General features: G+C 61.4%; 18 protein-coding genes. 11 read left to right on the forward strand and 7 right to left on the reverse strand.

The genetic code is table 11. The annotated features are described in order from the left end of the window. Nucleotides 1-16: 16 nt before the first annotated feature. Together CAQUA_RS05710 and CAQUA_RS05715 are read right to left on the reverse strand one after the other, a co-directional pair. Nucleotides 17-1,015 carry an ABC transporter substrate-binding protein gene (locus CAQUA_RS05710; protein WP_290178888.1) on the reverse strand — a complete coding sequence of 333 codons (999 nt, stop codon included), beginning with the start codon at nt 1,013-1,015 and terminating at the stop codon, nt 17-19. A 171-nt stretch (nt 1,016-1,186) separates the two neighbouring features. Beyond that, nucleotides 1,187-3,772 (reverse strand): YncE family protein, encoded by a 2,586-nt coding sequence (locus CAQUA_RS05715; RefSeq protein ID WP_196824121.1) that lies wholly within the window; start codon nt 3,770-3,772, stop codon nt 1,187-1,189. A gap of 287 nt (nt 3,773-4,059) precedes the next feature. Between CAQUA_RS05715 and CAQUA_RS05720 the strand changes: the two genes are divergently transcribed. Next, nucleotides 4,060-5,745: a formate--tetrahydrofolate ligase gene (locus CAQUA_RS05720; protein ID WP_196824120.1), complete on the forward strand. Its 1,686-nt coding sequence runs from the start codon at nt 4,060-4,062 to the stop codon at nt 5,743-5,745. On the opposite strand, the gene CAQUA_RS05725 is transcribed toward CAQUA_RS05720, so the two are convergent. Next, complete coding sequence (locus tag CAQUA_RS05725; RefSeq protein WP_196824119.1) at nt 5,742-6,602, reverse strand: RecB family exonuclease; 861 nt, start codon at nt 6,600-6,602, stop codon at nt 5,742-5,744. The two genes, CAQUA_RS05720 and CAQUA_RS05725, sit on opposite strands and share 4 nt — an antisense overlap. Nucleotides 6,603-6,629: 27 nt before the next feature. On the opposite strand from CAQUA_RS05725, the gene CAQUA_RS05730 reads away from it, so the two are divergent. The 3 genes from CAQUA_RS05730 to arc are packed head-to-tail and all read left to right on the forward strand — an operon-like array spanning nt 6,630 to nt 10,269. Next, entirely contained in the window at nt 6,630-7,841 is a 1,212-nt protein-coding gene (locus CAQUA_RS05730) for a M18 family aminopeptidase (protein ID WP_196824118.1), read from the forward strand. An 18-nt stretch (nt 7,842-7,859) separates the two neighbouring features. Continuing rightward, entirely contained in the window at nt 7,860-8,693 is an 834-nt protein-coding gene (locus CAQUA_RS05735; protein ID WP_196824117.1) for a tRNA (adenine-N1)-methyltransferase, read from the forward strand. 31 nt (nt 8,694-8,724) lie between these two features. Then, nucleotides 8,725-10,269 carry a proteasome ATPase gene (gene arc / locus CAQUA_RS05740; RefSeq protein WP_196824116.1) on the forward strand — a complete coding sequence of 515 codons (1,545 nt, stop codon included), beginning with the start codon at nt 8,725-8,727 and terminating at the stop codon, nt 10,267-10,269. An 85-nt stretch (nt 10,270-10,354) separates the two neighbouring features. Here the strand turns inward: arc and CAQUA_RS05745 are convergent, their stop codons facing one another. The 3 genes from CAQUA_RS05745 to pdxR all read right to left on the reverse strand — a co-directional run bounded on the left by CAQUA_RS05745 (nt 10,355) and on the right by pdxR (nt 12,404). Then, the gene (locus CAQUA_RS05745; RefSeq protein ID WP_196824115.1) at nt 10,355-10,615 is read right to left on the reverse strand and encodes a Txe/YoeB family addiction module toxin; all 261 of its coding nucleotides are present in this window, start codon (nt 10,613-10,615) and stop codon (nt 10,355-10,357) included. Further along, a complete protein-coding gene (locus CAQUA_RS05750) occupies nt 10,615-10,872 on the reverse strand; it encodes a type II toxin-antitoxin system Phd/YefM family antitoxin (RefSeq protein ID WP_196824114.1) in 258 nt (85 codons plus the stop codon). The genes CAQUA_RS05745 and CAQUA_RS05750 overlap by 1 nt, the downstream gene beginning before the upstream one ends. Nucleotides 10,873-10,934: 62 nt before the next feature. Next, the gene (gene pdxR / locus CAQUA_RS05755; protein WP_196824113.1) at nt 10,935-12,404 is read right to left on the reverse strand and encodes a MocR-like pyridoxine biosynthesis transcription factor PdxR; all 1,470 of its coding nucleotides are present in this window, start codon (nt 12,402-12,404) and stop codon (nt 10,935-10,937) included. 63 nt (nt 12,405-12,467) lie between these two features. Here pdxR and pdxS point away from each other — a divergent pair, with 63 nt between their 5' ends. Continuing rightward, nucleotides 12,468-13,367, forward strand: a complete 900-nt coding sequence (gene pdxS, locus CAQUA_RS05760; RefSeq protein ID WP_376993174.1) for a pyridoxal 5'-phosphate synthase lyase subunit PdxS — start codon at nt 12,468-12,470, stop codon at nt 13,365-13,367. On the opposite strand, the gene CAQUA_RS05765 is transcribed toward pdxS, so the two are convergent. After that, on the reverse strand, nt 13,368-13,841 hold the full coding sequence (locus CAQUA_RS05765) for a hypothetical protein (RefSeq protein WP_196824111.1): 474 nt from the start codon (nt 13,839-13,841) through the stop codon (nt 13,368-13,370). It abuts the gene before it with no gap. A 44-nt stretch (nt 13,842-13,885) separates the two neighbouring features. On the opposite strand from CAQUA_RS05765, the gene dop reads away from it, so the two are divergent. The 6 genes from dop to tatA are packed head-to-tail and all read left to right on the forward strand — an operon-like array spanning nt 13,886 to nt 19,234. Beyond that, the gene (gene dop / locus CAQUA_RS05770; protein ID WP_196824110.1) at nt 13,886-15,379 is read left to right on the forward strand and encodes a depupylase/deamidase Dop; all 1,494 of its coding nucleotides are present in this window, start codon (nt 13,886-13,888) and stop codon (nt 15,377-15,379) included. 10 nt (nt 15,380-15,389) lie between these two features. Beyond that, nucleotides 15,390-15,587: a ubiquitin-like protein Pup gene (locus CAQUA_RS05775; protein WP_196824109.1), complete on the forward strand. Its 198-nt coding sequence runs from the start codon at nt 15,390-15,392 to the stop codon at nt 15,585-15,587. Between the two features lie 41 nt (nt 15,588-15,628). Beyond that, entirely contained in the window at nt 15,629-16,996 is a 1,368-nt protein-coding gene (gene pafA, locus CAQUA_RS05780; protein ID WP_196825567.1) for a Pup--protein ligase, read from the forward strand. After that, a complete protein-coding gene (locus tag CAQUA_RS05785; RefSeq protein ID WP_196824108.1) occupies nt 16,989-17,927 on the forward strand; it encodes a helix-turn-helix transcriptional regulator in 939 nt (312 codons plus the stop codon). The genes pafA and CAQUA_RS05785 overlap by 8 nt, the downstream gene beginning before the upstream one ends. Then, complete coding sequence (locus CAQUA_RS05790; protein ID WP_290177923.1) at nt 17,917-18,873, forward strand: helix-turn-helix transcriptional regulator; 957 nt, start codon at nt 17,917-17,919, stop codon at nt 18,871-18,873. The genes CAQUA_RS05785 and CAQUA_RS05790 overlap by 11 nt, the downstream gene beginning before the upstream one ends. A gap of 52 nt (nt 18,874-18,925) precedes the next feature. Continuing rightward, nucleotides 18,926-19,234 carry a Sec-independent protein translocase subunit TatA gene (gene tatA / locus CAQUA_RS05795; RefSeq protein WP_196824107.1) on the forward strand — a complete coding sequence of 103 codons (309 nt, stop codon included), beginning with the start codon at nt 18,926-18,928 and terminating at the stop codon, nt 19,232-19,234. Nucleotides 19,235-19,244: the final 10 nt, after the last annotated feature.

The raw sequence follows: 19,244 nt of genomic DNA on the forward strand, positions 1-19,244 counted from the left end.
AGTGGATGCCAGGGGATTAAAGAAGAGTGGCCTCGAGGTCGTCGAGAATGTGGTTCATGAGCAGCGGCCCACCGGTGGACGTCCATGCGGACCCGTCAACCGGGATGATCTTGCCGTTCTTGAAAGCCTTGAGGCTGGTGAAGCCCGGTACTGATTCGGCTTGTTTGGCAGCGTCGGTGGCCGCGTCTTCATCGGCGGCACCACCCGCGTTGGGGTTCCCCACCGACGAGCCGCCCAGGGTGCCAAAGAACATATAGTCGGCATCGATGTCCTGAATATTTTCTGCAGACACCGGTTCCGAGTGACCGCGTCCCTTACGATCCTGGGCTGGCGGACGCCGCAGTCCAACATCCTCCAGTGCGCGCCCCGCGGGGAGCTCTTTCAGGATCGTGGCGAAGGAGTTACCCTGCCAGCGCACAATGGAAAACGTTTCCTGGTTGTACTTTTCAAATCGCTCCTTCAGGTCGGCCGCGCGCGCATCGTAATCGGCGATGACGTCGACCGCCTCTTTCTGCTTGTTCACCGCTTCAGCAAGGAAGATCAGGTTGTCCCGCCAGTTCCCGCCGGAGTATCCGGTAAACACCACGGGCGCGATCTGGCTCAGTGCTTCGAGTACCGGCGGGTTGTTGTTCACACTCGTTCCGTCCACGACGATGAGGTCCGGTTTTGCTGCGCCAATCGCCTCAAAGTTCGGGTTGCCGACATTTCCGACGATCGGAATGTCGCCTCCGACATCGCTCAGGTACGCGGACACGCCGCCCTGTCCACGACCGGCTGTGATGCCGATCGGTTTGATCCCCAAGGCAAGCAGCCCGTCTGTCGTTGGCTCGGACAACGCGATAATGCGCTGCGGGTTTTCCGGAACAGTGACTACTGCGTCCATCGCGTCCGTGACTTCACGGGTTGACCCCTGGACAGTCGGTGCCTCATTCTCACCCGAACAAGCGGACAATCCGAGACTGATAGCAACTGCAACCGTTGCTGCTTTAATGAAACCGCGTCTGGTGAACTTCACAATCGAACTTTCTAGGTCTACGGCAATGAACGCAGTGGTCCTGCGGTTAATGTGGGTCGATCCCGCAGAACCACCGCTTCACCACCGCCCCTGCGCGACCCCGGATCTGGCTAACGCGTTAGCCTTGATAGCTCCTGGGTGTCAGGGAGGTCTGGGTGGTGTACTCAGTCCCTAGCGGGGCAGGAACTGGTTGATGAACTTCTGAACTTCAGCGGGGAAGAAGAAGTTCGCGGCGCCGATAAGACCCGCCACGGCGGCGATCACGCCAAAGATGATCCCGACGATCGCGCCCGGCTTCAGCTTGCCGTCCTCGCTCTTGGAGCCCTCAGAGCTTGGCTTGTCCGGCTTCTTCGTTCCGCCCTGATCGCCCGGCTTGGTCTCAGTCGTCGGCTTGGTCTCAGTCGTCGGCTTGGTCTCAGTCGTCGGCTTGGTCTCAGTCGTCGGCTTGGTCTCAGTCGTCGGCTTGGTCTCAGTCGTCGGCTCAGGCTTTGGATCCTGCGTCGTCTCCTTGAGCGTGATGCGGGTGACCACATTCTTCGGGTCCGCCGAGTCTTGAGCCACGGGCTTGCCGTCGGCGTCCACTGTGCCGGTCTTGTTCACGACGTAGAGCACGCCAGGCTTACCCAGTGCCACGTGGTTGGTGTTCTCGCCGCCCGGGAGCTGCGCGATGATTTTGTTGGTCTTAGTGTCGATGACCGAGATCGTGTCAGTGAAGAAGTTGGTCACGTAGACGTAGTCGGTCTTCGGGTCGTAGGTGGCGTTGAGTGCGCCGGCGCCAGTTGCGATGTTCGCTACCACCTCGCCCTGCCCGTTGTTCGCGTCGGGGTTGAACACGATGGTGTTGCCGGTGTTCTGGGAAGCGATGTAGAGATAGCCAGTCTTGGTGTTCACGGTAATGCCGGAGCCGCGGTCCATGTACTTGTCGGCGACCTTGTAGCGGGTGACTTTGTTGCCGTTGCGCACGTCGACCTTGGCAAACTCCGGGGAGTTCAGGGACACCGCGTAGAGCAGGCCCTTCTCCTGGTCGAAATCGAGCGACATGACGTTCTGGTAGTTCTCCAGTTCGATACGGCCAACCTTCTCAAGCTTCTTGCCGTCGTAGATCGTGACCTGGTTCTTGTTGCCAGAAGCCGACGAGATGTAGGCCAAGCCGGTCTTCTGATCAACCACGGCATCGCGGGAGTGGTGCGCGTCGTCAATCGGGAACGTCTTGAGCACCTCGAGAGTGGAAGCACGATAGGCGGTGACGCTGTCGTGGCGGGTGTTGGTGATCCACAGGACGTCGTTCGTCTCATCCAAACCAACGCCGTATGCGGCGATGGTGCCACCTTCCTCGGCCTTCTCACCCGGGAGCAGGTGGTCAGGCGCGCTGGAGACCGGTTTGATCTCCTTGATCACCTTCAGCGTGTCAGCATCGAGCTTGTAAATCGACGAGTCACCCCACGGTGCACGGCCGAAAGTACGGGTGACGAAGATGACGTTCTCCTTCGCCGAGTACACCGACTGGTACAGGCCGGCGCGGAGCTCTTGGCGAGTGAATTCGAACTTGTCCACACCGAACTTCTCGTTGGACTGGCGGATGAATTGGCCCGACGGGACGGTGGTTTCCTTGTCGCCCACCTTGAAGGTGACAGACACCTCCTCGTTGATCAGGGCCGCGTCGTTAGGGATTCTCACGTTCGGGATGGTTGCCTTGCCGCCCTGAGTCTTCACCGGTGCGGTCACGGCGTTCTTACCAGCCGCAGTAAGACCGGAGATCTCGGCGCCCTCCGGAAGGTTGGCAACCTCAACGTTCTGGGTGGCACCGAGCCACGGGTAGCCACCGCGGATAGTGCTGCCCGCGAATTTCACACGCACCAGGCCGGTGACATCAGTGATGGCGGTTTTGGTGCCGTCGGTGACCTCAACCCCGGTGACAATACCGGCCGGGAAAACGCCGTCGTCGGTGACCTTGAGCGTGAAGGAGCCGTCATCGCCCACCTTCACTTTTTTGATCTCCTTGCCCCCAGCCTTCACGGAGACCTCGGAGCCAGGGGTGAATTTCTCGCCCTCGAGCGAGACCACAGGAGCCTGGTTCTTGAACTCACGGCTCGTCTTCGCGGTCACGGTTGCCTCGTTCTTCACCTCGCCGCTGTCATTGCTCAACGTGCCCGCAGGAACGACCTCGAACCAGGCGTACTTGGACAGGGGGGGCTTGCCGTCATCGGTGCCAGCAAGGTTGCGGATCCAGTACCAGCCCGGCTCCAAATCACCGATGCGGATGGTGCCCTCGAAGGTCCCATCTTCGCCAGGAACGTGCTTCACTGGCTCACCGTCGGTCTCGAAGTAGATGTCACCGCGGGCGTTAGTATCGTCGATCGGTGCTTCCTGCTTCGGAGCGAAGTAGCAGGCCGGAATGTCCTTGTTTTCGCCCTTGGGATTTGCACCGTCGCAGGGGCGGAAGGCGATAGTCGCGTACTTACCGTCGGAGGTGCGGTCGACGTAGCCCTCGCCACGGACTTTCAGAAGGCCTCCCGGCTCGACCTTAGGGGAGACGAGAAGCTTGCCCTGCCCCAAGCCCTCAGCCTTTCCGCGGGGCGGGTTGTTGCCCCACTTGGCCAGTGCCTCAGCCGGGGGAGTCTGCATGGCGGGTTCGTTGGACGAAGATGTTTGCGCGAAAGCAACGGGAGCGGTGACGGTAACGGTGGTGCCGCTGAAAAGCAGGGTGACGGTGGCTACTGCGGCAATTGCGCGACGGCCGGGGAGGCGAAGAGCCATGTGGGGATCCTTTCGATCAATCTAATGACGTATAGGTAAGGCGACCCTTGGTTAGCGAGGGCTTACCTAATGGCTGAAAACTAAACGTAACTGCCAGATACCCACAAGCTCCTACGAAAGTTTTACTCAGGTGGTAGTTGCGAGGGGACCACAGCCCGTAGCTCCGGCCCAGCTCACACCCTTTTCCAGCCGGTTTCGCTGTTCGATTGCTTTCCCAGGCATGGCTGAACCCATTGGGGGGTAACCGCCCCGGGATGGAGATCCGCCGCAGGCTTACCCTGGAGCTCATGAACACACCCTTAAGCGACGTCGCTATCGCACAAGCCCACGCCCTTGAACCCATCGCGGAGATCGCCGCGAAGGCCGGGGTTCCCAAAGAGGCGGTCATCCCGTACGGCCGCCACATGGCGAAGGTGTCGGTCTCCGAACTTGAGCCGGCCGCCGGGCCAAACGGTGATCGTCCAGGTGGGAAGCTCGTGCTGGTCACCGGTGTTTCTCCCACACCGGCGGGGGAGGGCAAGTCGACGGTGCTCATCGGGCTCACCGACGCGCTGGCGCAGTTGGGACACAACGCCATGGTCGCGCTGCGCGAGCCCTCGCTCGGCCCGGTCATGGGCATCAAGGGCGGGGCGGCCGGCGGCGGCTACGCGCAGGTGGTGCCCATGGAAGACATCAATCTGCACTTCACGGGCGACTTCCACGCGATCACGGCCGCGAACAACACGCTGGCCGCGCTCATTGACAACCACATCCAGCAGGGCAACGAACTGGGCATCGACCCGCGTCGCGTGACATGGCAGCGCTGCCTGGACGTCAACGACCGCAGCCTGCGCACCGTGGTCACCGGGCTTGGGGGACCAGGAAACGGCGTGCCCGCCGAAACCGGCTTCACCATCACCGCCGCCAGCGAGATCATGGCCATTCTTGGCCTGGCCACCGACCTTGAGGATCTCAAGCGCCGCCTCGCCGCAATCACCATCGGCCTCACCTACGATAAGAGGCCGGTCACCGCAGGCCAACTGCATGCCGAGGGCGCGATGACCGCGCTGCTGCGCCAGGCCATCAACCCGAACCTAGTGCAGACCCTCGGCGGGACGCCGGCGTTTATTCACGGTGGGCCCTTCGCTAACATCGCCCACGGCTGCAACACTCTCATTGCCACCCGCACCGCGCTGGGCTGCGCGGATATCGTCCTCACCGAGGCCGGGTTCGGCTCCGACCTGGGCGCAGAGAAGTTCTTTGACATCAAGGCCCGTTACGGCGGTCTCGACGTTGCCGGCGCAGTCATTGTGGCCACAATCCGTTCAATCAAATACAACGGCGGCGTGGAAAGGAAGGAGCTGGCCAGCGAAAACGTCGATGCCCTCAAGGACGGCATCGCCAACCTCGAGCGCCACGTGGGCAACGTTCGCAAGTTCGGTGTCACCCCGGTTGTGGCTCTTAACCTCGTTACCTCCGACACCGACGCCGAGCGCGCGTTCATGCGCGAGTGGGCGCAGGGCTTTGGCGTCGCCTTGGAAGAGGCCGACGTGTGGGCGAAAGGCGGCGCGGGTGCTACCGATCTGGCGAGCACACTGCTGGAGAATCTCACCGAAAAAACCTCGGCACCGCTCTACGACCCAGCCGACGGAATCGAGAACGCGATCGAGACCATCGCCCGGGAGATCTACCGCGCGGACAACGTCCAGTACTCCGTGAACGCCCAACGCGACCTGGCAATGCTTAAACGCAACGGCTGGGACACGCTGCCGGTGTGTATCTCCAAGACGCAGTACTCGTTTAGCGACGACCCCACGCAACTCGGCGCGCCGGAAGGACACACCCTGCATGTGCGTAAACTCGTGCCGCGCACGGGAGCCGGGTTCATCGTGGCGCTCACCGGCGACGTGATGACCATGCCGGGCCTGCCCAAGGTGCCAGCCGCCAACGGTATCGACGTCGATGAGGCGGGGCGGATCAGCGGGCTGTTCTAAAGATCGAGCTCCGGGATCTCGATCCGCGTTGACCCGCCGTCGTCCAGCTCCGCAACCGAGCCCGGCCATCCGGGATAGTCCGGGGGAGTGCCGCCGTAGACCGGGCACAGAGGCTTAAACGAGCACCAGTCGCACAACCGCGACGGTGTCGGCCGGAAGCGACCGGAGCGCCCGTCGGCCTCAACCTTGCTCCACAGATCGCCTAAGTCCCGCTCGAAATACTCCAGCTCCTCGCGGGACGGGGCGAGGAACAGCGAGTCGATCACCTTGAGGTACATCAACCGCAGCTGAGTGGGGATCACGCCGAAGAGGCGCCAATACACCAGCGCGTAGAAGCGCATCTGAAACTGCGCCTCGGACGCGTACCGCGGGTGGGGCTTCTTGCCGGTTTTGTAGTCAACGACACGGACTTCGCCGGTCGGCGCGATGTCCACCCGGTCGATAAAGCCGCGCACCGGGACACCGTTCGGAAGCACGGCGTCGACGTACATTTCCTGCTCGTGGGAGTCAAAGCCGCACGGGTTTTCCATGTGGAAGTACCCGCGCAGCAAATCCCGGGCGCTGACGAGCAGTGCGTACTCGTCCTCAACGGGTTCCGCATTCGTGGGGTCGCTCTCGCACATCGCTGCCCACGTGGGCTTGAGGCGTTTCACCGCGGCTGGGTACGTGCGCTCTTCACGGGGCCAGCCGTGCATCTCCTCTAGGACGGCGTGCACGAGGGTTCCTGTGACCTGGGCCAACGTCTTAGGCTCCGGGATCCTGTCCACGGCGCGCAGCCGATACTTTAAGGGGCACTGCATGTAGTCGTTGGCGCGGGAGGGGGAGAGGGCAAGTGGCCTGGGAGTGTCTGCAGTCATATTGCCCGCCATCATAGAGTGGAGTCCATGGCCACCTCGCACGACATCACGCAGTTCACTGACTTCCTTCAGCGCAGCCCGAGCGCGTTCCACGCCGCGGCGAACGTGCGCGACGAGTTGGTCCGCGCGGGCTTCACAGAGGATCTCGGCGTAACACCAGGTGGGCACGTGCACGCGAGCGGGGGCGCCGTCATCGCGTGGTGGATCCCCGAAACCCCGAACCCCGGGTTCCGCATCGTGGGTTCACACACAGACTCACCGGGGCTCATGGTCAAGCCCGACCCTGATGTCGAGCGGGAAGGCTTCCGGCAGGTCGCCGTCGAGGTCTACGGCGGGCCGATACTGACCTCGTGGTTCGACCGGGAGCTCACATTCGCTGGACGCATCGCGCTTCTCGACGGCACCACGCGCCTGGTTACTACCGGACCGGTCGCACGGGTGCCCAACCTCGCCATCCACCTTTACCGGGGTGATGTTCCGGAGATCGACAGGCAGATCCACATGCAACCGGTGCAGCTCTCCGACCGCCCGCTTGTAGATATCGTCGCCGAACGGGCGGGTGTTGCCAGCGACGAGATCGTGGCGCACGAGCTCATATGCGCCGATGCCCAGGCACCCGAGGTTATCGGCGACACCTTATCGGCCGGCAGGTTGGACAACCTGAGCAGCGTGTGGGCGTCGACAAGCGCCCTGCGTCGTGCGGTGCACGAACAACCGCGCGACGTCCTAGTACTTGCCGCGTTCAACCATGAGGAGGTTGGATCCGCCTCCGTCACGGGTGCGGGCGGACCGTTGCTTGAACGCATCCTCACAACGATCGCCGCCGCCATCGGCGACCCCGTGGACGTCTTTGCGCACTCCACGATGGTGTCTGCCGACGCCGCCCATGCCGTGCACCCGAACTACCCGGGGAAGCACGATCCGACCCACCGCCCGCTCATGAACCATGGGCCGGTGCTCAAGATCAATGCGAACCAACGCTACGCCTCCGATGCGGTGACGGAAGCCGTGTGGATCCGTGCCGCGCGCGCCGCGGGTGTCCCCGTGCAGACCTTCGTGGGCCACAATGCCGTGCCCTGCGGCTCAACGATCGGCCCTATCGCATCTACACGCCTGGGTATCCCCACCGTGGACGTGGGCATCCCACTTCTGTCCATGCACTCCGCACGCGAACTCGCAGGCGTGACGGACCAGATATGGTTTGAGGACGCTCTTACGGCATACTTTGTGGGCCAGTAACAGTTAGAAAGGACCCTTATGTACTCCGGCCCGTTCCGCGCAGGCGACAAGGTGCAGCTCACCGACGCGAAGCGCCGACACTTCAGCATCGAACTCGTGCCCGGCGCGAACTACCACACGCACAAGGGGGCCATCGCCCACGACGACATCATCGGTGCGGACGAGGGGTCGGTGGTGCAGTCATCGATGGGTTCGGATTACCTGTGCTTCCGGCACCTTTTAGTTGATCACGTTCTATCCATGCCGCGCGGCGCAGCCGTGATTTACCCCAAGGACGCGGGCCAGATCCTGGTGGAAGGCGACATCTTCATGGGCGCGCGCGTGCTGGAAGCGGGAGCGGGATCCGGTGCGCTGACCATGTCGCTTTTGCGCGCGGTGGGGCCGGACGGACACGTATTTTCCTACGAGATCCGCGATGATCACCTGGTGTTCGCGCGCGACAATGTGAACGAGTACTTCGGCGGTGAACCGCAGTGGTGGTCTCCACGCTTGGGTGATTTCGGCGAAGTCACCCAAGATGATCTTGGTGGCCCCGTTGACCGCGTTATTTTGGACATGGTCGAACCGTGGCTGTTCATTGACACGGTGAAAGACATCTTGATTCCCGGCGGGGTGTTTATGACGTACGTAGCCACCGTCCCGCAGTTGATGAACACGGTGGAAACCATCCGCAAAGCCCAATGCTTTACGGAGCCGCGCAGCTGGGAAACACTCCTGCGCGAGTGGAAGGTGGAAGGTCTTGCCACTCGGCCTGAGCACCGCATGAACGCCCACACAGCGTTTCTCGTGTGGACGCGCAGGCTTGCCGACGGCGTGACGCCGCCGCGGGTGCAGCGCAAAGCGCGTCGTTAAGCGTGCACATGCGGGGCGATAAGATGAACGCATGACCACGCCCATTGATCCTTTGGAAGTCGCAGCCGAAAACCGCGAGCTGAAGCGCAAGAACGCAGCGCTTGGCGCGAGGAACAAGCAACTCTCGCAGGTGCTTCAGGTCACCCGTGATCGTTTCCAGGGGCTCACCCAGCAGGTCGATGAGTTGGCCAAACCGACGTGCACCTACGGCGTTTTCCTTGAGTCGTTCCGCGGTGGCAAGGAGGCAGACGTCTTCACCGGCGGGCGCCGCCTGCGCGTCAATATTTCGCCGAATGTGGAGCCGACCTCTCTGACCCCAGGTGTGCGCGTGCGCTTGGGAGAAGGAGCTATCGTCGTTGAGGCGCGAGGTTTTTCCGATACTGGCACCTTGGCCACACTGGTCGAACGAGTCGGTGGGGACCGCGCAATCGCGGCGGATATGCAGGGTTCCGAGTCGCTCGTGCATCTCACAGAAAAACTCCAACGTGAGGCTCGCGCGGGTGACACCGTTTTAGTGGATAACCGCGTCGGCTTCGCGTTTGAAGTGATTCCCAAAACGGAAGTTGCGCAGCTCACGCTGGAGGAGATCCCTGACGTCACTTACGACGACATCGGGGGTCTGCACGAGCAGATTGAGACGATCCGGGATTCGGTAGAGCTGCCGTTCATGTACCCGGACCTCTACAAGCAGTATCACTTGGCGCCGCCTAAAGGTCTGCTTCTCTACGGCCCGCCCGGGTGCGGCAAGACGCTCATCGCCAAAGCTGTGGCGAACTCGCTGTCAGCCCGGATCGGCGACGGCGGAAGCGCCCACTTCCTCAACATCAAGGGCCCAGAGCTGTTGAACAAGTACGTGGGGGAGACGGAGCGGCGCATTCGCCTCATCTTTGAGCGCGCCCGCGAACTCGCCGGTGAGGGCCGCCCCGTCATCGTCTTCTTCGACGAGATGGAATCCATCTTCCGCACCCGCGGCTCCGGTGTCTCTTCCGACATGGAGACCACCGTCGTACCGCAGCTCCTCACTGAAATCGACGGCGTCGAAGACCTAGCAAACGTCATCGTGATCGGCGCGACCAACCGCGAGGAGCTGATCGACCCCGCGATCCTCCGTCCCGGCCGCCTCGACATCAAAATCCGCGTCGATCGCCCCACCCGCGCGGAGGCCAGCGACATCTTCGCCCGCCACCTCACCGAGGACGTGCCCCACGTCGGCGAGGTTTCCGAGCTCATCTCCAGCGCCGTCGAGGCCCTCTTCGCCCCGCGCCCCTTCGTGCGCCTCACGCTTGTCGACGGCACAGAGGAGATCCTGCACTACTCCGACTTCGTCTCCGGCGCCATGATCGCTAACATCGTGGACCGCGCGAAGAAGCTGGCGATCAAAGACGTGATCGCGGCCGGTGGCTCCTTTGCCAGCGGCGGCAGCACTGCCAGCGGCATCACCGCCGAGCACCTCCGTCAAGCCGTGCTCGCGGAGCAGGAGGAGAGCGAGGACATGCCCAACACCGCAAACCCGGATGAGTGGACGCGGATCATCGGCCGCACCGGCAAGCGGGTCGTCGAGGCTGAAGTCCTCTGATCGTCGACCCGTTGAGTTTCAGCGAAAACTGACCTGGGGAAATGCTGGGCAACGGGTCGACGATGGGGCAACGGGTCGACGATAATCATTTCTCATAGTGATAACGGCAGGACGCGATCCGAATCTCATCTCCCGCGATGCGGTACACGAGTCTGTGCGTGTTATCAATCCGGCGTGACCAGTAGCCGTGAAGTTCGAACCGCAACGGCTCGGGTTTTCCAATGCCTTCGTTGCCGTTTCGTTGGATATCCCGGATCAACTGGTTAATGCGTTTTACCAGACGTTTTTCAACCGCCTGCAGCTCCACGTACTCACCCCAGGCGTCCTCGTCCCACGTAACGCGCATTAATCATCCTCGACAAGTTCGTGCTCCACCCCTTCACCACGTTCGAGCCGCTCAATTCTTTCTTTCAAAATGCGCGCGTTCGCGGGTGAACTGAGTAAGTAATTGGTCTCTCGTAGCGATTCATACTCTGCCAGGGGAATGATAACGACGGGTTCACGTCCAGCTCGGGTGATCACGACTTCTTCGTAGTCGTTAATCACGTCATCGAGCACACGCGCGTAGTTTGCGCGGGATTCGGTGTAGCTCAACACCTTCATTCTGGCACCTCCTCAAGGCAATTCAACTGTACGTAATACTGTACTTTTAGCCGTCAACTAGATCAATAGTGGTGTGACGCCGCGGCGTGGACGTGGGAAATCGCTCGGGCGAAGTCTGCGTCATCGACATGCGCGAAGCTCATGATGAGGCCGTCGGTCTGTCCAGACCAAAGGCTCTCGAGACGTCCGCATTCAACACCGCGATCTGCGAGAGCGGCGGTGAAGGATTCCCGGGATTCGGCATCGGGGAATGACAGCGCCAGGTCCACACCACCGGTCTCCGCCATCTCTGTGACAGTGATGCCGCGCGCGTGAAGTGCCGGCAGGACATCGGCCTGGATGGTGCTCCGGCGCGCGGCGAGCCGGTTGCGGACGGCTTTGGTGTTGCGGCGCACGTGGCCGTCGCGAAGCAAATGCGCCACAGCGAGCTGAGCGACCGCGGATACAGGGATGCCAATGATCCTGCGGGTGGGAAGAAGTTCTGCTGCTGCTCCGCGAGGTGCGACGATGTAGCCGACCGACAGGGAGCGCCCCAGAAGCGTGGAGAAGCTGCCCAGGGTGAGAACCCTGGGATGGGCAGGTGTGGTGGGCGATAGTGCAACCGCCAATGGCGGCTGGGGCGCGATACGGTAGCGCAGCTCCGCGTTGAAATCGTCCTCAATGATGGTCGTACCGGTTGCGGCGGCCCAGCTGAGAAGCTCTGCGCGCCGGGCAGCGGGCATAGATGCCCCCAGGGGGTACTGGAACGCGGGGGTGACCAGGAGCGCGTCGAGATCCTCGGGGAGCCCGGGCACCACCACGCCGGAATCGTCGATGGGGCACGGCACGGGCTCGTGGCCCGCTGCAGCGATCACCCTCCGCAGACCCGGGTGGCCGGGGTCTTCCACACCCACGCGCAGCGACGTGGCTGTAGGTCTGAAGCTGGATCTGGCGCTGGAGTTGGCGCTGGAGTTGGCGCGGGACCTGGAATACGCCAGGAGGATGAGCAGCAGACCCTCTCGAGAACCGCCGGTGACCAGCACATCTTCCGCAGTCACGGCGATCCCCCTCGCTGTGCGAAGGTGCTCCGCGATCGCGGCGCGCAGGTCCGGGTGCCCTGCAGCATCGCTATCCGGTACTGGGTCGGCCGCGGCCTCGCGCCACGCCTTGCGCCACGCCGCCGGACGCACCGATCCCGCATGCCCCGAGGACGGTTTCAGCGAGATTGTGGGAAGACCCGGTCGTCGTAAAGCGTGCGTGCGGGGAGGCTCGTGGGTCGCGGTGATGGTGCCGGAGCCCGTGTTTTGTTGCGGGAGGCTTGGGTGAACGCGGGTCGGCGCGCCCTGGCTGGCTTCGAGGTACCCCTCGCTGGTGAGCTGGTCATAGGCGGTAATTACGCTCCCGCGCGAGACCCCGAGCTGGCCCGCGAGCTCGCGCGTAGAAGGCACCGCGTCGCCAGGCGCGAGGGTACCGGAGGTGATCGCATCACGAATCGCGGCCGCGATCTGGGCGGGGAGGGATACCGGACGTGATCGGTCGAGGTCTATGAGCATCACACTGGTCCAATGAAGTGGTATCGAACTGGCACTAGTAATCTACCAGTTGAGCAGACAGACTTGTGCACCATGACTTTTACTTCGACTCTTTCCTCCGCTGAGCTCACCGACACTTTCAAGGGCGGGGTGATCATGGACGTGGTCACGCCCGAACAGGCAGTAATCGCCGCTAACGCCGGCGCAGTGGCCGTCATGGCTCTAGAGCGCGTGCCCGCAGACATCCGCGCCCAGGGCGGCGTTGCGCGCATGTCCGATCCAGACCTCATCGAGGGCATTCTGGGCGCAGTGGACGTGCCGGTTATGGCTAAAGCCCGCATTGGCCACACCGTAGAGGCGAAGATCCTAGAGCACCTCGGAGTGCACTACGTCGACGAGTCCGAGGTTCTCAGTCCCGCTGACTACGTCAACCACATTGACAAGCGCACCTTCGAAGTCCCGTTCGTGTGCGGGGCAACAAACCTTGGTGAGGCGCTGCGTCGCATCAACGAGGGAGCGGCGATGATTCGGTCGAAGGGTGAGGCAGGCACGGGCGACGTGTCTGAAGCGACGAAGCACCTTCGCACCATCACAGGAGAGATCGCCGAACTGAAGGCGATTTGGGACGGCAACCGGGATGAACTCTACGTGAAGGCTAAAGAGCTCCAGGCCCCGTACGATCTCGTCGCATACGTTGCGGAAAACGGTGCGCTGCCGGTGCCTCTGTTCGTCGCCGGTGGCGTGTCCACCCCTGCTGATGCAGCACTGATGATGGAGCTCGGCGCTGACGGCGTTTTTGTCGGCTCCGGAATCTTCAAATCCGGCAATCCCGAGGCCCGCGCCGCGGCGATCGTGACATCCGTAGCCAACTGGGACGACATCGCCGTTGTGACCGAGGCCTCTCGTGGATTGGGCGAAGCAATGGTGGGCATCAACGTTGCTGATCTTCCGGCCCCGCACCGTCTCGCCGAGCGCGGCTGGTAATTAGTTGCTGAGGAAGTCCACTCCGAACGCGGTGAGCGTGCCAAAAACGGCTGCGAGCAGCGTGATGGAGATGAACTGCCAGATAAGCACGCGCTCGCGGGAAACACCAAAGCCAATCAGCGCTACGGCAACGAGGTGGCTGGGGATGATGAAGTTACCCACGAGCGTGACACCGGGGGTGCCGTACTTCTCAAACAGCACGTGAAGGCGCTGTGTCTTTTCCTCGTTGCCCTTGTGGTCGTCGTTGATGAAACGGCTGCGGATTGTGTCTGCTAGCAGCACGCAGACGAAGATCGCGATCATATTCCCAGCGATTGCCGCAGCGATGGCAATGGGCGGCCATACTCCCACGATGATGCCGGTCACTGTGGCTAGGAAACCCTCGAGGAAGGGGATAGCACCGATCACCATGACGCCGAACCATTGGAGCCATTCCGGTAGGGACTGGGTGAAGCTTTGCAGCGATTCGAGCATGTGCTTACTGTAAGCGCTTTGGGGGTGAAACTAAGCTGTTTTGCATGACCCGATTTATGGGAACCGAAACTGAGTACGGCATCATGACGCCTACAGATCCGCACTTGAGCCCTATCATGAGTTCCACCCACGCGGTGGTCTCCTACGCAGCAATGCACACGATGGCCCGCGCACGCTGGGATTTCCAGGATGAGCATCCGCTCAAAGACGCGCGCGGTTTTGATCTCAAGCGCTACCACACCGTCCCCGTGATCGACCCGAACGCGCTGGGAGTAGCTAACGTTGTTCTCCCCAACGGTGCGCGTTACTACGTTGACCACGCGCACCCGGAGTACTCCTCACCGGAAGTGTCCAACGCGTGGGATGCGATGGTGTATGACGCCGCGGGTGACGTGATCATGAACCGTACAGCTGCTGAGATTCAGCGTCTCTACGACGAGGGAGTCTCGGTTCTGGGCGGCCAAGAACCATGTCCACCGGTGAAGTTCTACAAGAACAACGTCGATGGCAAGGGCGCATCCTATGGCGCCCACGAGAACTACCTGTACTCCCGCAGTACAGATTTCGAGCAGCTCGCGCAGGGCTTGATCCCATTCTTTGTCACCCGCCAGATCTTCGCGGGGGCTGGCCGCATGGGGATTGGGGAGAAGGGGGACCGCAACGGGTTCCAGATTTCCCAGCGCGCGGATTATTTCTTCCAGGAAATGTCGCTGGAAACGACTCTCAACCGCGGCATCATTAACACACGCGATGAACCGCATGCGGACGCCAGCGCGTACGGCCGTCTCCACGTCATCGTCGGCGACGCGAACCTAAGCCAGTACGCCACGCTACTCAAGATGGGTACAACCTCACTGGTGCTTGACGCCATTGAATCCGGCGTTGATTTCTCGGATCTGAAGCTTAAAGAACCAGTCGACGAACTCAAGGCCATCTCGCACGATCTCACGTTGTCGCATGAGCTGAGGCTTATCGACGGCCGGAGGCTGAGCGCTATCGATATCCAGCGCGAGTATTTAAGCCGGGTCGCGGCAGCATCGGCCGTCGATAAGCATGTGCTTGAGCTGTGGGAAGAGATTCTGGGTGACCTTGAGCGCGATCCGTTGGCAACAGCAGACCGGCTTGACTGGACGGCGAAGTGGGCGCTGATCAAGGGGTTTGTTGACCGCGGTGTTGATATCGCCGATCCGAAGTTGAAGGCGATTGATCTCCAATATGCGGATATTAATCCGGCGAAATCCTTGCACCACAAGCTCGTGGCTTCAGGCAGGATGAAGCAGCTGGTGGGCGCCGATGAGATCGAGCGCGCGGCTGATACGCCGCCGGCTGATTCCCGGGCGTACCTGCGTGGCAAGATCGCGGAGCTGTTCGGGGACTCGGTGGTGTCGTCGAGCTGGCAGACCGTTGTGTTGGCCACCTCCGACGGGCACAAGCGGATTGATATTAGCGCCGTGGACGGGTTTACACGCCAGGAGGTAGAGCCTGTCCTTGCCGGTGGCGTGGATGGGATCGCCGAGGCATTCGGAGACAATCGCTAGGGTAGTAAGTATGTCTAATCAGCAGCGAATTCAAGTCAGCCCCGGTGGGGGAAACGATGACGCCTCTGAGGGCGTCGACGCGGCGTCGGCGGGGCAGATGCAGATCAAGACCGCCGGCTCTGACGAGTTGCTCGATGAAATCGATGCTCTGCTTGATTCCAACGCCGAGGAATTCGTGCGCTCCTACGTGCAAAAGGGCGGGCAGTAGTGCCTGACAATTCCGGGGGGCCGGTGTACTACCGCCGAATCATGGGCGTGGAAACCGAGTTCGGCGCCACAGCGGTGCGGGACGGTTCGGCGGTGTTGAGCCCCGATGAAGTAAGCCGCTACCTGTTCAAACCGGTGATCGCGGCGCACAAAACGTCCAACATCTTCACCAACTCTGGTTCGCGGCTGTACTTAGATGTGGGCTCCCACCCCGAATACGCGACCGCAGAATGCGACACGGTGACGCAGCTGCTCAACCACGACAAAGCTGGCGAGCTGATTTTTGAGGATCTTGCGGCCGAAGCGGAGCAAACGCTGGCCAACGAAGGAATCGGCGGGCAGATCTACCTGTTCAAGAACAACGTTGATTCCAAGTTCAATTCCTACGGCTGCCACGAGAACTACTTGATCACCAGGGAGCTACTGCTGAAGCACTTTGCCAAGGGCTTCATTCCGTTCCTGGTCACCCGCCAGATGCTGTGTGGGGCGGGCATGATTAAAGACGGCACATTCCACATTTCCCAGCGGGCGGAGCAGGTGTGGGAAGCCGTGTCTTCATCCACCACGCGGACGCGGCCGATGATCAACACTCGTGATGAACCGCACGGGGACTCCAAGCGGTTCCGCCGCATGCACGTTATCGTCGGTGACTCGAACATGGCTGAGCCGACGTTCGCGCTGAAAATCGGGTCGACGCAGCTCGTTCTAGAGATGCTGGAAGCCAAGTTCACCGAGTTAGATGCACGTTCGCTGGAGCTTGCCGATGCGATCACGGCCATCAAAGACGTCTCACTCGACACCACCGGCCAGGCCCGCGTTGAGCTTAAAGCCGGCGGGGAGATGACAGCATTAGAGATCCAACGGATCTACTACGAAGCAGCGAAGTCGTGGTTGGACAATCGCCCCGACGAGGGCACACCGAACCACGAGTTGTCCCATGTGCTTGATCTGTGGGGTCGGGTGCTGGAAGCCGTCGACAAGCAAGATTTCTCGCTCGTTGACCGGGAGATTGACTGGGTGATCAAGTACAACCTCTTCCAGCGCTACCGTGAACGTTTGGGCTGCGAGTGGTCACACCCGAAGCTCGCGCAGATTGACCTGACGTACCACGACATCCGCCGCAACCGCGGGCTGTTCTACATGCTCCAAGCTAAAGGTTTAGTGGAACGCTGGACCACAGATTCCGCGATCGAAGCGGCGAAAGAGTTCCCGCCTGAAACAACCCGCGCTGTGCTTCGGTCGAAGTTCCTGAGCCGCGCTCGCGAACTTCACGCTCGGACCAATGTGGACTGGGTGCACCTCAAGGTAGACCGTCCAGAGCCGCAGACGGTGGAACTCCTTGACCCCTTTGAGACCGTGGATCCGCGGGTGGACACGTTGATCGAGTACATGGAGACGCACCATGGCTGAGAAGTCCTCCGACGCGGTGATCCAACGGCTCACCAACTTAACGTTCGCGCTGTTGGGTTCGTCGCGTCCGCGGGACTACGAGTGGATTCAGAAAAACGTTGAGGGTTATGAGAACCGTAGTGACGAAGCCTTCAAACGCATGGTTGCGCGCGACGTGCAATCCATTCGTCGCGCCGGGGTTCCAGCACGACACCGGGACGGGGAAGTCTGGGTGGATAAGGATGCCTACCAGCTACCCGCGATTGAGTTCACCGACGAGGAAGCCGCGGTGCTTGGTCTGGCCGGTGATCTGGGCGGCGCCGGTAGCTTAGGGGCTTTTGCCCGCTCCGGCTGGACAAAGATCGCCGCGGGTGGGGCCACAAGGCGTTTCGACGATGCGCCGGTGGCGGCCTTGGACAACGACATAGTGCGTTTGGATACGGACGTGCTCACCGCCGTGACCGCATGCGTGCGCAGTAAAACCCGCATCCGGTTTGCGTACTACCCATCGCCGACCACGAATCCCCAAACACGGACCATGGACCCATGGGGCATTGTCGCGCTGAACAACAAGGCGTACGTCGTCGGCTGGGACGTTGACCGGGAAGCGGAGCGGAGCTTCCGCGCGATCCGGGTCCGCGACGTGAAAAAGGTCAAGTCAGATTCCTTTGTCAACCCCACCCGGTCCCTGCAAGAAATCGTGGAGGATTCACTGCGGGGACCGACAGTGGATGCGGTACTTTCCATCGAGCCGGGGGCCGGCCGAGAACTCACGGAGAAAGCTTTCAAGGAAGACTCCGGCACGTACTGGCTGCGCGACGTCGAGCGCGACTGGTTGGTACGCACGGTGGTCAGCTTTGCGCCCAACGTGAAAGTGGTGGAGCCGAAAGACGTGGCGCAGGACGTGGTCGCGCTGCTCCGCGCCGCGGAGGAGGGGCATAGTGGTAGCTAAAAAGGACAGCGCCAACAAACTTGCGGGCCTGGTACGTTCACTCAATCTGATCCCGTATCTGCACCAGCACCCTAATTCCACTCCGATGGAGATTGCGCGGGACCTTGGGCAAACGCACGAAGAGGTCATGGAGGACCTAAGGCGGTTACAGTTCTCCGGCCGAAGCAAAGTCGCGGGTGAGCTGATTGACCTTGCCGCCGACTGGACAGGCATCACGATTATTGATGACCAGGGGCTCAACACCGCGCTGCGCATGACACCGACCGAGGCGAACGCGTTGTTGCTCACCCTGGAGTCGCTGGAAACAATGCCAGCACTGGTAAACCACGGTGCGGTAACTAGCGCGGCAGCAAAGATTCGCGCCGTGATGTCCAGCGCTGGTGTGGATGATGTGGTGCATCCCAATGAGGAAGGACACGCCGGCGTCCTTGCACTCGCTCTCACGCAGCGCAGGCAAGTGGAGGTGACCTACTATTCAGCCAGTTCGGACACCACAACCACCCGCGTCGTCTCCCCGTTGTCCTTCTTCCACAGGGACGGAAACACATACCTTTCTGCAGTAGAGAACGGAACCCAAAAGTCCTTCCGGCTGGACCGGGTCCGCCACGCTGAGCTGTTGGATTCCCCGTCAGAAGGAAGCGCGCAGGACTTCGATGATGCTGATCCCTTCGGTTTCTCCGGCCGGAATGTCGCGCAGCTGCGCATCCGAAGCGAGGCGACCTGGTTGGCTGACTACTGGCAGATTGAACTAGGCAATAGCAACGCTACAGACTGCACGGACGGTGGTACGGACAGCTGGGTGGACGCGCGCATGCCGTATGGCAGCGAGGAATGGCTCGTGCGCTTTTGCCTCAGTCAAGCTGACCGGCTCGAGCTAGTCTCACCAGTTAAGTTGCGCGAAGAAGTAGCTCGACGTGGCAAAGACGGCCAAGGGGCTTATGCTTGAACGAGCGGTGCGCTAAAGTCGCTCACGAAAGAAAATCTTGAAAGGACGTCCAATGCCGAATCTTGGGCCTACGGAACTCATCCTTATCCTCCTTGTCATCCTGCTTCTGTTCGGTGCTTCGAAGCTTCCGGACCTCGCTCGATCAATGGGTCGTTCCGCTCGTATCTTCAAATCGGAAATCAAGGAGATGGAGAACGACGACAAGGCGCATGACGCTGGTCAGGCGGCTAACACTGCCCCCGCGGTAAACGGCGAGCCGCGCCAGTTGCCCGCTGGTGGTTCCGCTTCTAACCAGGCGCAGTCCGCTGCTGAGCAGGGCTTCTGGGATCGCCCGGAGAACCAGCCACGCCGCACCAACTAAGAGCGGACGT

This window comes from Corynebacterium aquatimens (assembly GCF_030408395.1).
GTDB lineage: Bacteria > Actinomycetota > Actinomycetes > Mycobacteriales > Mycobacteriaceae > Corynebacterium > Corynebacterium aquatimens.

Bases quoted from the DNA above. Each gene is read 5' to 3' on its own strand.
- CAQUA_RS05785 (WP_196824108.1), top strand. From the start codon at position 16,989: ATGGCTGAGAAGTCCTCCGACGCGGTGATCCAACGGCTCACCAACTTA.
- CAQUA_RS05725 (WP_196824119.1), bottom strand. From the start codon at position 6,602: ATGACTGCAGACACTCCCAGGCCACTTGCCCTCTCCCCCTCCCGCGCC.
- pafA (WP_196825567.1), top strand. From the start codon at position 15,629: ATGGGCGTGGAAACCGAGTTCGGCGCCACAGCGGTGCGGGACGGTTCG.
- tatA (WP_196824107.1), top strand. From the start codon at position 18,926: ATGCCGAATCTTGGGCCTACGGAACTCATCCTTATCCTCCTTGTCATC.
- pdxR (WP_196824113.1), bottom strand. From the start codon at position 12,404: ATGCTCATAGACCTCGACCGATCACGTCCGGTATCCCTCCCCGCCCAG.
- CAQUA_RS05730 (WP_196824118.1), top strand. From the start codon at position 6,630: ATGGCCACCTCGCACGACATCACGCAGTTCACTGACTTCCTTCAGCGC.
- CAQUA_RS05720 (WP_196824120.1), top strand. From the start codon at position 4,060: ATGAACACACCCTTAAGCGACGTCGCTATCGCACAAGCCCACGCCCTT.
- CAQUA_RS05750 (WP_196824114.1), bottom strand. From the start codon at position 10,872: ATGAAGGTGTTGAGCTACACCGAATCCCGCGCAAACTACGCGCGTGTG.
- CAQUA_RS05775 (WP_196824109.1), top strand. From the start codon at position 15,390: ATGTCTAATCAGCAGCGAATTCAAGTCAGCCCCGGTGGGGGAAACGAT.
- dop (WP_196824110.1), top strand. From the start codon at position 13,886: ATGACCCGATTTATGGGAACCGAAACTGAGTACGGCATCATGACGCCT.
- CAQUA_RS05715 (WP_196824121.1), bottom strand. From the start codon at position 3,772: ATGGCTCTTCGCCTCCCCGGCCGTCGCGCAATTGCCGCAGTAGCCACC.
- CAQUA_RS05735 (WP_196824117.1), top strand. From the start codon at position 7,860: ATGTACTCCGGCCCGTTCCGCGCAGGCGACAAGGTGCAGCTCACCGAC.
- arc (WP_196824116.1), top strand. From the start codon at position 8,725: ATGACCACGCCCATTGATCCTTTGGAAGTCGCAGCCGAAAACCGCGAG.
- CAQUA_RS05765 (WP_196824111.1), bottom strand. From the start codon at position 13,841: ATGCTCGAATCGCTGCAAAGCTTCACCCAGTCCCTACCGGAATGGCTC.
- CAQUA_RS05745 (WP_196824115.1), bottom strand. From the start codon at position 10,615: ATGCGCGTTACGTGGGACGAGGACGCCTGGGGTGAGTACGTGGAGCTG.